An 11,317-nucleotide genomic window follows, 5' to 3' on the forward strand; every position below is an offset into this window, starting at 1 on the left:
CACTGGCCGGGTGTGGCGGGTGATCATCTGGCACTCCGGACGCGCGGGAAATCCACGACTGCCCGCAACAGCGCCTGGCGGTCCTCGCCCGTCTTGCCACGTTCGGCGAGCTCGGCCTGCATCCGGCGCTCGGCGGCCCCGAATTTCGCTGAGATCGCCTGATCGAACAACGCCACGACCTCATCGAGGACATCGGTGCCGGACTGGGCCAACACTGTCAGCAGGATCGGATACCGGCGCTGCGGATCACGGCGCTCCAGCGCCTGCGGGGTCAATCGCCGGCCCATCGTGGCCAGAAACCGGCGCCGCTCGGCGGGCAGCACCGACATATCCAGGCGATCCGCGTCCAGGCCGCGCAGGAACGCCAGCTTGTCGACCTCGGCGCGCACCGCGGCCGCCGACGCCTCCACCGGACCGGTCGACAGCCACCGCAACCGCGACACCCCCAGCGAGGCATCGGTAACCAGCAGCGCATCCAGCTCCGCGCAGCGCGCCGGAGTGAACTCATGCGCCAGGCGATCGTAGGTCTCGCGCTGGGCCTGCTCGCGGGCATGAGCGATGCGTTCGACCATGCTCACCGGGCCCGGGCGGATCACCCGCGCCGAGATCAGATACTCACACCCCAACCGGAACAATAGGGTCGGCGAATCGTGCTCCATCGCCCGCGCCAGCAGGAACTCGTCGAGTTCCTCGAGTTCGAGCGCACCGGCGGTCCGCCACCCAGGTACTGCGCGACCAGGCGCAAATGGTCGGTGCGGGTCTGGGCGCGGCGGCCGTAGGAACGGATCGGTACCGTCGACACGCAGCTGCTCGGCCAACCGGGCTACCGCGACCGGCGGGGCGGTCACCACCCGATCAGGCACGAACCCCAACCACGGCAACGTGCACAACGCGATCGCGATACCGAGCCGATCGGCCGGACCACGACCGCGACCGGGATCGACGAACGCCAGATCCGCCGGTGACAGCGTGAAGAACCGGAACAGCTCCTCGCGGCCGATCTCCGGGAATTCCCGCAGACGAGCCAACTCCTCATCCGCGAACACCCGCGTCGCCACGAAACCGACCTCCCACACCAACCAATAGCGTTGGGAGCCAAGCCAACCAGCAACCGGCCATCGCCGCAGACCGAACCACGGCCTCACCGGCAGTCAGCTGCGGCTACGCCGTATCCGTTGGTTTTTCGGCGGTTACTACCGGAACCCCCTACCGGCGGCGCAGCACGGAACCTGGTCGGCACGAACCAGATTTGCGCGGCTGGTCTCCTAGTAATCCCGCCGCCGCGGCCCGGTCACCGGCCGAGCAGCCAGGCGGCCGACAGTAGATGGACGATCGCCAAAATGCCTGCGCTCAGCGCCATTCCGGCAACCCGGCGGCGGACGCCGAGCGCGGAGTCGGCGGCCTGAACGACGCCAGACACGATCAGCGCCGCCACCGACACCCGTTGGTCGCCGACAGCGAGGGCGACGACCGTCATCACGCCGAGCGGAATCGCGCGCACGCCGTAGAAGTAGGCGTAGAGCGACATCCCCGGTGTCGGTTGTTCTCCGGCGATCAGAGCGCTCGGCCGGACGAGGCCGACGACGCCGAATCCGGTCGACGCCACCGCCGCAGCGATGTTGACGGCAACCACGATGAGCATGAACGCGTCCATTGTTCTCCAGTTGAATCATTCAGAGTGTGAAGTGATTGCAGACGTTATCATTCACACCATGAACGATGTCAAGACGGATCTGTCCCGAACCGCGGCGTTCCGGCTGGGCACGCTGGGAGCGGTGGTCGCCGACCGCTTCGCGGCCGAGATCGCGCCATTCGACCTCAAACCGAAGCACGTGGGCCTGCTGAATGTGCTCAGTCAGGACTCCGCCGCCTCTCAACAGGTGTTGGCCGCCAAGCTGGGTGTCGTGCCCAGCCTGGTCGTGGCTCTCGCGGATCACCTCGAGGATCTCGGCGCGCTGACCCGGGTGCGCGACAGCCGGGACCGGCGACGGCAGGTCCTCACCCTCACCGAGGAGGGGAAACACCTCCTCTCCCGGTGCACGGAGATCGCGAAAAAGCTCGACCAGCAACTGCTGGCCCCCCTCTCGGCCCCCCAGCGCAAGGGCTTGCACGACGCGCTACGCGTTCTCGCCGCGTCGTCTTCCGCAAACGACTGAACGCCTAGCCCCACCGCCGCGCCAGCCGGCCGCCGCGCCGTGACCTGAACCCCGCACTCTTTGTCGGGATCCGCACCCTCTCTAGACGCCTAGAAAGAGTGCGAGTCCCTAGAGCTGGTGCGGGGGTTTGGGGGAGTAGCCAGCAGCCGGAGTTTGCCCCTATGGGCTTGTGCAGGGAGTGCGCATTCCGTGAGGTGGTGCGGGGGTGGGGGTCAGCATCCGCACCCTTTGACGGATCCGCACCGCCTCTCGGCGAAACTCCCAGAGGCGGTATGGATTTCGAGATCAGCGGACGAACGTGGACGCCCGGTCGGCCAAGTCGAGCAGCAACTGCGGGAAGATGCCGAGAACCAGTGTGGCGCCGGCGCCGAAGGCGATCACGGTGGTGGTGAGGAAGGGGGCGACCACGGTGGGGGCGTCGGCGGGCGGGTCGGTGAAGAACATCAGCACGATCACCCGAATGTAGAAGAACGCGGCGATGGCGCTGCAGATGACGCCGACGATGACGAGGAAGGTCGCGTCACCGGCCGCAGCGGCCTCGAAAACGGCGAACTTGCTGACGAATCCACTGGTGAGCGGCAAGCCGGCGAACGAGAGCAGGAACAGCGCGAACACGCTCGCCAACCACGGCGAACGCCGCCCGAGCCCGGCCCACTGCGCGAGCCCGGTCGCCTCGTCGCCCGCGGAGTCGCGGACCAGGCTGACGACCGCGAACGCGCCGACGGTGCCCACACCATAGGCGACCAGATAGAACAGGATCGCCGAGACGCCCTTGTCATTGGCCGCGACCAAACCGGTGAGGATGAAACCGGCATGGGCGACAGAGGAATACGCGAGCATCCGCTTGACGTCGGTCTGCGTGATCGCCATGACCGCGCCCACCGCCATGGTGGCGATGGCGATGGCCGCGAACACCGGCCGCCAATCGTCGCGCAGCCCGGGTACCGCGATCTGCAGTACGCGCAGCAACGCACCGACCGCCGCGATCTTGGTGGCCGCCGCCATGAACGCCGTAACCGGCGTGGGCGCACCCTGATACACGTCGGGCACCCACGACTGGAACGGCACCGTGCCGATCTTGAACAGCAGACCCACCGCCAGCATGGCCACGCCGAGCAGCGCGAGCAACGCGTTGTCCGGGTGCAGCGCGATGGCATCCGCGATCCCCGGCAACTTCACCGTCCCGGCCTGCCCGTACAGCAGCGCGACACCGTAGAGGAAGAACGCGGAGGAGAACGCGCCGAGCAGGAAGTACTTCAGCGCCGCCTCCTGCGACAGCAACCGACGGCGCCGGGCGAGCCCGCACAGCAGATACAGCGGCAGCGACAACACCTCGAGCGCGACGAACATGGTGAGCAGATCGTTGGACGCCGGGAACAGCAGCAGCCCGCCGACCGCGAGCAACGTCAACGGGAACACCTCGGTCGTCGCGATGCCGGCCCGCAGTGCGGTCCGCTCCATCGCGCTGCCCGGCACCGAAGACGCCTGCGGCGTAAAGGCATCCACTCCGCGCCCGAGCGTCGCGGCGGCCGCACTCCAGGTGCCCGGCCCGCTGCGCGCCTCGACCCGCGGCTCGGCCCCGCGCTCGCCCATGAACAGCACGCCGAGGATCGCCACCACCAGGATGGTGCCCTGCAAGAACAGCGTGACCCCGTCGACGGCGACCGCGCCGCCCACCGCCGGGGCCGAGGTCCCGGCCAGCCACACCACCGCGACCAGCGCGCCCACCAGCCCGGCGAGGCTCAGCAGCAGCTGCGCGCCGAACCGGAACCGCCGCCCCATGAACGCCTCGACCAGCACGCTGACCACCGCGACGCCGAACACGATCAGCATCGGCGAGAGCCGCCCGTACTCGATGCTCGGCGCCGGAATCGTCGCGGCGAGGATTGTTCCGCTCATTTGTGAGCACCTCCGGAATGATCGGCCTTACCCGCCTCGGGCAGCGCGGGCACGGTCGGCGCGGGGTCGTGCTTGCCGATGGTCGTCAAGGTCTGGCTCACGGCCGGATTGATGAAGTCCAGCACCGGTTTCGGATAGACGCCGAGGAACAGCAGGGCCGCGATCAACGGCACCACCACCACGAGCTCACGGGGCACCAGGTCGTGGATGCGCTCGCTGCCGTCCTTGACCGGGCCGGTCATCATCCGCTGATACATCCACAGCACGTACAGCGCGGCGAGCACCAGCGCGCCCGTCGCGACGACCGCCGCGAACTGGTAACGGCTGAAAGTCCCGAGCAGCACGAGGAATTCGCTGACGAACGGCGCGAGCCCCGGCAGCGACAGGGTGGCCAGGCCCGCGATGAAGAACGTGCCCGCGAGCACCGGCGCGACCTTCTGCACCCCGCCGAAGTCGGCGATGAGCCGGGTTCCGCGGCGCGACACCAGGAATCCCGCGATCAGGAACAGCGCGGCGGTGGAGATGCCGTGGTTGACCATGTACAGCGTCGCGCCCGTCTGGCCCTGACTGGTCATCGCGAAGATGCCGAGGATGATGAAGCCGAAGTGGGAAATCGAGGTGTAGGCGATCAACCGCATCACGTCGGTCTGCCCGATGGCGAGCAGCGCGCCGTAGATGATGCCGATCACCGCGAGCGTGATCACCAGCGGCGCATAGGTACTCGACGCGTCGGGGAACAGCATGAGGCAGTAGCGCAGCATGCCGAACGTGCCGACCTTGTCGACCACCGCCATCATCAGCACCGCGCTCGACGGCGTGGCGGCCACGGCCGCGTCCGGCAGCCAGGTGTGCAGCGGCCACAGCGGCGCCTTCACCGCGAACGCGAACATGAAGCCGAGGAACAGCGCGTTCATCACCGCGGGCGCCGCGCCGAGCTGTCCGGAGTTGGCCGCGGCGACCACCGCGCGGAAGTCGAAGGTGCCCGAGGAGTCCGCGCCGAGCCCGTCGCGCGCGGTGACCACGTACAGGCCGATCACCGCGGCCAGCATGATCAGTCCGCCGAACAGGTTGTACAGCAGGAACTTCACCGCGGCCCGCGAGCGTTGCTGCCGCAGTTCGGGATTCACCGACCGAGGACCGAAGCCGCCGATGAGGAAGTACATCGGGATCAGCATGGCCTCGAAGAACACGTAGAACAGCAGGATGTCGAGCGAGACGAACGAGATCAGCACCATCGCCTCGACCAGCAGGGTCAGCGCGACGTAGGTGTGCGACACCCGCCGCCCGCCGCCGACCTCGCGCTCGTCGTGCCAGCCCGCCAAAATCAGCAGCGGCACGAGCACGGCGGTGAGCAGCACCAGCACCAGCGCGATCCCGTCGACCCCGACGGTGTACCCCGCGCCGAACGCCGGTATCCACTCGTGGTCCTCGACGAATTGATACTGCGCCCCACCGGGTTCGAAGCGCACCGCCACCACCACGGCCAGCACCAGCACCGCCACCGACACCGCCAGTGCCAGGCAGCGCGCCAGCAACCGTTGCGCCGCAGGCAACACCAGCACGATGGCAGCGCCGATCGCCGGCGCCAACCACAACGTGGTCAACCAGGGAAAGTCCGTCACCACAACCTCACCGCGAGAAGGGCGGCGGCTACGAGGGCCGCGCCGGTGAACATGGACAGGGCGTAGGAGCGCACGAAACCGGTTTGGACGTGGCGGATTCGGGCGGAGAGGCCGCCGATGAGGGCGGCGGTGCCGTTGACGATTCCGTCGATGCCCCGGTTGTCGAGGAAGACGAGTGCGCGGGTCAGGTAGGCGCCGGGGCGCATGAAGGCCGCCTCGTTGAGTGCGTCACCGTAGAGGTCGCGGCGGGCCGCGACGGTCAAGGGGGACACGGCCTGCGGCGCGGTGTCGGGGATGTCGCGCTGGGCGTACTTGTAGTAGGCGATGCCGACGCCGACGGCGACGACCACCAGCGCGAGCGCGGTGACGACACCCGCCGGCACGGTCTCCTCGCCGTGGTGCGCCCCGACCACCGGCTCCAGCCAGTTCTGCAACGCGGAGCCGAACGCGAAAAGCGCTCCGGCGGCGACGGATCCGATGGCGAGCAGGATCATCGGCCCGGTCATCACCGCGGGCGCCTCGTGCGGATGCGTGCCCTCGCCGCGCAGGCGCTCCGGCCAGCGCGCCTCGCCGAAGAAGGTCATGATCATCACCCGCGTCATGTAGAACGCGGTGATGCCCGCGCCGAGCAACGTCACCGCGCCGAGCGCCAATCCGCCTGTGCCGCCCTGGTTGAACGCGACCTCGATGATCTTGTCCTTGGAGAAGAACCCGGCGAACGGCGGCACCCCGATGATGGCGAGGTAGCCGAGCCCGAAGGTGACGTAGGTGATCGGCAGCAGTTTGCGCAGGCCGCCGTAGCGTCGCATGTCGGTCTCGTCGTCCATGGCGTGCATCACCGAACCGGCGCCGAGGAACAGCCCGGCCTTGAAGAACCCGTGGGTGAGCAGGTGCATGATGGCGAAGGCGTACCCGGCCGGGCCGAGGCCCGCGGCCAGCACCATGTAGCCGATCTGGCTCATGGTCGAGGCGGCGAGCGCCTTCTTGATGTCGTCCTTGGCGCAGCCGACGATCGCGCCGAAGAGCAGCGTCACCGCGCCGACGAGGACGACGCCGAGCCGCGCGTCGGGCGCCAGATCGAAGATCGGACCGGACCGCGCGATCAGGTACACACCCGCGGTGACCATGGTGGCCGCGTGGATGAGCGCGGACACCGGCGTCGGGCCCTCCATCGCGTCGCCGAGCCAGGATTGCAGCGGCACCTGCGCGGACTTACCGCACGCGGCGAGCAGCAGCAGCAACCCGATCGCGGTGAGCGTGCCCTCCCCGGCCTGCGGCGCGCCCGCGAACACGTCGGTGAAGTTGATCGAGCCGAAGGTCGAGAACATCACGAACATGGCGATGGCCAAGCCCATGTCGCCGACCCGGTTGACCACGAACGCCTTCTTGGCCGCCGTCGCCGCCGTCGGCTTGTGGTACCAGAACCCGATCAGCAGGTAGGACGCCAGGCCGACGCCCTCCCAGCCGAGGTAGAGCACCAGGTAGTTGTTGGCGAGCACCAGCAGCAGCATGGCCGCGAGGAACAGGTTGAGGTATCCGAAGAAACGACGTCGACCAGGATCTGTGTATTCGGGTCGCTCCGCAGGCTCCGCTCCCGGGCTCATATACCCGATCGAGTAGACGTGAATGAGCGAGCCGACACCGGTGATCAGCAGCGCGAAACACATGGAGAGCTGGTCCAATTGGAGGCTGAAGTCGGCCTGCAACCCCGCGACCGGAACCCAGCTGAACAGATCGGTGTGCACGCCGCGCTGCGCGGTGTCGCGGCCGAGCATGTCGAAGAACCCGATGCCCGCGACCACGAAAGCGGCCAGAGCGAGCGCGGTTCCGAGCAGATGGCCCCACTTGTCGCTGAAACGACCGGTGAGCAGCAGGATTACCGCACCCGCCAGCGGCAGGGCAGGCAGCAGCCAGAGCGTCGCCGTCTCCATGTCAGAACTTCAGCAGGTTGGCGTCGTCGACCGAGGTCGAGCGGCGGGCGCGGAAGATGGTCATGATGATGGCGAGGCCGACCACGACCTCGGCCGCGGCGACCACCATGGTGAAGAACGCGAACACCTGGCCGTCGAGGTTCGAGTGCAGCCTGGCGAAGGTGACGAACGCCAGGTTCACCGCGTTGAGCATCAGCTCGATGCACATGAACACCACGATGGCGTTGCGCCGCAACAGCACTCCGGCCGCGCCGATGGTGAACAGCAGGGCGGACAGGAACAGGTAGTTCTGGGGGTTCACCGATTGCCTTCCTCGTCGCTCTGGTTCTCGGTCGCGACCGAGCTGGGGGTGGCCGCCGTCGCGACCGAGCCGGCGGTCGCGGTCGAGCCGGTCGCCGTGACCGAGTCGCCGAGACCCTCCGCCGCGACCGAGATGACGGCCGCCTCGGTCAGCGCCCGGGTTTGGCGGTGCCGCAGGATGGTGCTTACCGACAGTTCCTCGAAGGACCCGTCGGGCAGCCTGGCCGGAATGTCGACCGCGTTGTGCCTGGCGTAGACGCCGGGGGTCGGCAGCGGGGTGGCCCGGTGGCCCGCCTCGCGGAACCGGCGCACCGACATCTCTCGCTGGCCGAACCGCGGCCCGAACTGCTCGCGGTGCGCGAGGACCATCGCGCCGATGGTGGCGGTGATGAGCAGCGCGCCGGTGAGCTCGAACGCCCACACGTAGCGCACGAAGATCAGCTCGGCGAGCTCGCCGATCACGTCGTGCCCGGCGAAACCTGTTGCGGGGAAGGTGATCCCGGACTCGCGGATGCCGCGGGCGATGCCGCTGATCAGCAGCAGCCCGAAGCCGAGGCCGACCGCGCCCGCGGCGAGCCGCTGCCCGCGCAGGTTCTCCTTCAGCGACTCCGCGGAGTCGACGCCGACCAGCATGAGCACGAACAGGAACAGCATCATGACCGCGCCGGTGTAGACGACGATCTGCACGACGCCGAGGAACAGCGCGTCCTGGGCCATGTAGAACACCGCGAGCACGATCATGGTGGCGGCCAGGCAGATCGCGGAGTGCACCGCCTTGCGCGCGAACACCATGCCCAGCGCGCCGACCACGGCCAGCGGCGCGAGCACCCAGAAGTTCACCGCCTCTCCGGTGCCGGTCCGGGTGAGCGGCTCGGCGGCGAGGATTACTGCGTTCACCGCGACCCTCCTTCCACGCCCGCCACGACGGGCTCCTTCGGGCTGTCCGGCGCGGCGATCGCGTTGTCGCCGTTGGCTTCCGGCGCGTTGCCCGGTACGTGGCCGAGGTAGTAGTCGCTCTCGTCGGCGCCCGGGTACATGGCGTGCGGCGGGGCGGACATGCCCGGCTGCAGCGGCGCGAGCAGCCGGTCCTTCTCGTAGATGAGTCCGGCGCGGTTGTCGTCGGTCATCTCGTAGTCGTTGGTCATGGTCAGCGCGCGCGTCGGGCACGCCTCGATGCACAGGCCGCAGCCGATGCAACGCAGGTAGTTGATCTGGTAGACCTGCCCGTACCGTTCGCCGGGCGAGAACCGTTCGGTCTCGGTGTTGTCCGCGCCCTCGACGTAGATCGCGTCGGCGGGGCAGGCCCAGGCGCACAGCTCGCAGCCGATGCACTTCTCCAGTCCGTCCGGGTGCCGATTGAGCTGATGACGTCCGTGGTAGCGCGGCGCGGTCGGGACCTTCTGCTCCGGATAGAACTCGGTGTTGGGCTTCTTGAACATGGTCGCCGCGGTGACCACGAACCCGGCCAGCGGATCCAGCAGACCGGCCTTGGCGACCTCGCGGGGCTGCTCGGGCAGCGGCGGGGTCGGGAAGCCGAGGAAGACAGTGGAATCCGGGCCCGATGCGGCGGGCTCCGGCTCGGCAGGCGGCGCGGCGCCGCCCTTACGCCCGGCGCGCAGGAACAGACCGATGATCAGCCCCGAGACCAGCAGCCCGCCGATGACCAGCGCGGGAGTCTGGACGTGGTAGCCCTCGGCCTGCAACACGCGGGCGGTGGCCACGAGCATGACCCACAGCAGCGAGGTCGGGATGAGCAGCTTCCAGCCGAGGTTCATGAACTGGTCGTAGCGCAGGCGGGGCAGCGTGCCGCGCAGCCAGATGAACACGAACAGGAATGCCCACACCTTGGCGGTGAACCACAGCACCGGCCACCAGCCGGTGTTCGCGCCCGCCCACAGGCTCAGCGGGAACGGCGCGTGCCAGCCGCCGAGGAACAGGGTGGTGGCGAGCGCGGAAACCGTTGCCATGTTGATGTATTCGGCCATCATGAACATGGCGAACTTCAGCGAGGAGTACTCGGTGTGGAAGCCGCCGACCAGCTCGCCCTCGGCCTCGGGCAGGTCGAACGGCGCCCGGTTGGTCTCGCCGACCATGGAGACGCAGTAGATCAGGAACGAGGGCAGCAGCAGGAAGACGTACCAGGTGTCGTGCTGGGCGGCCACGATGCCCGAGGTGGACATGGTGCCGCCCAGCAGGAACACGGTGGCGAAGCACAGCGCCATCGCGATCTCGTAGGAGATCACCTGCGCGGTCGAGCGCAGCCCGCCGAGCAGCGGATAGGTCGAGCCCGACGACCACCCGGCGAGCACGATGCCGTACACGCCGATCGAGGTGATCGCGAGGATGTACAGCACGGCCACCGGCATATCGGTGAGCTGCAACGCGGTGTGGTGGCCGAGGATGGAGACCTCGGGGCCGAACGGGATCACCGCGAACGCCATCACCGCCGGGATCAGCGAGATGATCGGCGCCATGATGAAGATCGGCTTGTCGACGATGGCCGGGACGATGTCTTCCTTGAGCGCCATCTTCACGCCGTCGGCGATGCTCTGCAGCATGCCGTACGGTCCGATGCGGTTCGGGCCGATCCGCATCTGCATGCGGGCCACGATCTTTCGCTCCGCGACCACCGCGATCATCGGGATGAGCAGCAGGAAGACGAAGATGGCGAGGGATTTCCCGATCACGAGCCACAGGGGGTCGTGACCGAAGAGGGCCAGGTCACTCATGACGGTGCTCCTTCATCCTCTCGTCGGCCCGCCGCGATGGCCACGAGGCCGCCGGGCTGGGTGGCCAACTGTTCGGTGATCGAGCTGCCGGGGGAGTGCTGCGGCAGCCAGACCACCCGGTCGGGCAGGTCGGTGATCTCGAGCGGCAGGGTGACGGCGCCCCGGTCGGTGCTGACGGTCACCGGATCGCCTGCGACAGCACCGATTTCGGCGGCCGTCGTGGGGGACAGCCGCACGGTCGGGGTGCGGGCGATGCCGGCCAGGTTGGGCTCGCCGTCTTGCAGGCGGCCGAGGTCGAGCAGCAGCCGCCAGCTGGCCAGGACCGCGGTGCCCGGTTCCGGTTGGGTCAGCGGGTGCGGCCGGTGCGCGGGCGGGGCCACCGGCGCGCCGTCCCACACCCCGAGCTCGGCGAGTTCGGCGCGGGCGGCGGCGGTGTCGGGCAGGCCGAGCCGGACCGTCATCTCGTCCGCGATGGCGTGCAGCACACGGTGATCCGAGAGCGGGGCGGACTGGCGGCGCACCATGTCGTCGCCGAGCGCGGCCTCGAACGGGCGCGGCCTGCCCTCCCAGTTGCGGAAGGTGCCGGACTTCTCCATGGCCGTGGCGACCGGGAACACGACGTCGGCGCGCTCGGTGACCGCGCTGTGCCGCTGCTCCAGGCTGACGACGAACCGCGCGGC

The 11,317-nt window shown here is 68.7% G+C and carries 10 protein-coding genes; 1 reads left to right on the plus strand and 9 read right to left on the minus strand.

Annotation, left to right across the window (positions count from 1 at the left end):
- Positions 1-23: 23 nt before the first annotated feature.
- Positions 24-1,058 (minus strand): DUF4158 domain-containing protein, encoded by a 1,035-nt coding sequence (locus ON39_RS16390; protein WP_157195481.1) that lies wholly within the window; start codon positions 1,056-1,058, stop codon positions 24-26.
- Positions 1,059-1,291: 233 nt separating this feature from the next.
- Complete coding sequence (locus tag ON39_RS16395) at positions 1,292-1,642, minus strand: hypothetical protein (protein WP_146250983.1); 351 nt, start codon at positions 1,640-1,642, stop codon at positions 1,292-1,294.
- Positions 1,643-1,712: 70 nt separating this feature from the next.
- Here ON39_RS16395 and ON39_RS16400 point away from each other — a divergent pair, with 70 nt between their 5' ends.
- Positions 1,713-2,156 (plus strand): MarR family winged helix-turn-helix transcriptional regulator, encoded by a 444-nt coding sequence (locus tag ON39_RS16400; protein WP_040735035.1) that lies wholly within the window; start codon positions 1,713-1,715, stop codon positions 2,154-2,156.
- A gap of 285 nt (positions 2,157-2,441) precedes the next feature.
- Here ON39_RS16400 and nuoN read toward each other — a convergent pair whose 3' ends face one another.
- From nuoN to ON39_RS16435, 7 genes are all read right to left on the minus strand, one after another.
- Positions 2,442-4,055: an NADH-quinone oxidoreductase subunit NuoN gene (nuoN, locus tag ON39_RS16405; protein ID WP_040735037.1), complete on the minus strand. Its 1,614-nt coding sequence runs from the start codon at positions 4,053-4,055 to the stop codon at positions 2,442-2,444.
- A complete protein-coding gene (locus ON39_RS16410; protein ID WP_174412532.1) occupies positions 4,052-5,677 on the minus strand; it encodes an NADH-quinone oxidoreductase subunit M in 1,626 nt (541 codons plus the stop codon). The genes nuoN and ON39_RS16410 overlap by 4 nt, the downstream gene beginning before the upstream one ends.
- Positions 5,674-7,608: an NADH-quinone oxidoreductase subunit L gene (gene nuoL / locus ON39_RS16415; protein WP_040735041.1), complete on the minus strand. Its 1,935-nt coding sequence runs from the start codon at positions 7,606-7,608 to the stop codon at positions 5,674-5,676. Before nuoL ends, ON39_RS16410 begins: the two co-directional genes overlap by 4 nt.
- A gap of 1 nt (position 7,609) precedes the next feature.
- Positions 7,610-7,909, minus strand: coding sequence for an NADH-quinone oxidoreductase subunit NuoK (nuoK, locus tag ON39_RS16420; RefSeq protein WP_040735043.1), 300 nt, complete (start codon positions 7,907-7,909; stop codon positions 7,610-7,612).
- Positions 7,906-8,805 carry an NADH-quinone oxidoreductase subunit J gene (locus ON39_RS16425; RefSeq protein ID WP_169335889.1) on the minus strand — a complete coding sequence of 300 codons (900 nt, stop codon included), beginning with the start codon at positions 8,803-8,805 and terminating at the stop codon, positions 7,906-7,908. Before ON39_RS16425 ends, nuoK begins: the two co-directional genes overlap by 4 nt.
- A complete protein-coding gene (nuoH, locus tag ON39_RS51445) occupies positions 8,802-10,637 on the minus strand; it encodes an NADH-quinone oxidoreductase subunit NuoH (protein ID WP_040735045.1) in 1,836 nt (611 codons plus the stop codon). The genes ON39_RS16425 and nuoH overlap by 4 nt, the downstream gene beginning before the upstream one ends.
- A partial coding sequence (locus tag ON39_RS16435; RefSeq protein ID WP_040735047.1) for a molybdopterin dinucleotide binding domain-containing protein occupies positions 10,634-11,317 on the minus strand: 684 nt, incomplete at its 5' end. The genes ON39_RS16435 and nuoH, both read right to left, overlap by 4 nt.

The organism is Nocardia tenerifensis NBRC 101015, from assembly GCF_000308715.1.
GTDB lineage: Bacteria > Actinomycetota > Actinomycetes > Mycobacteriales > Mycobacteriaceae > Nocardia > Nocardia tenerifensis.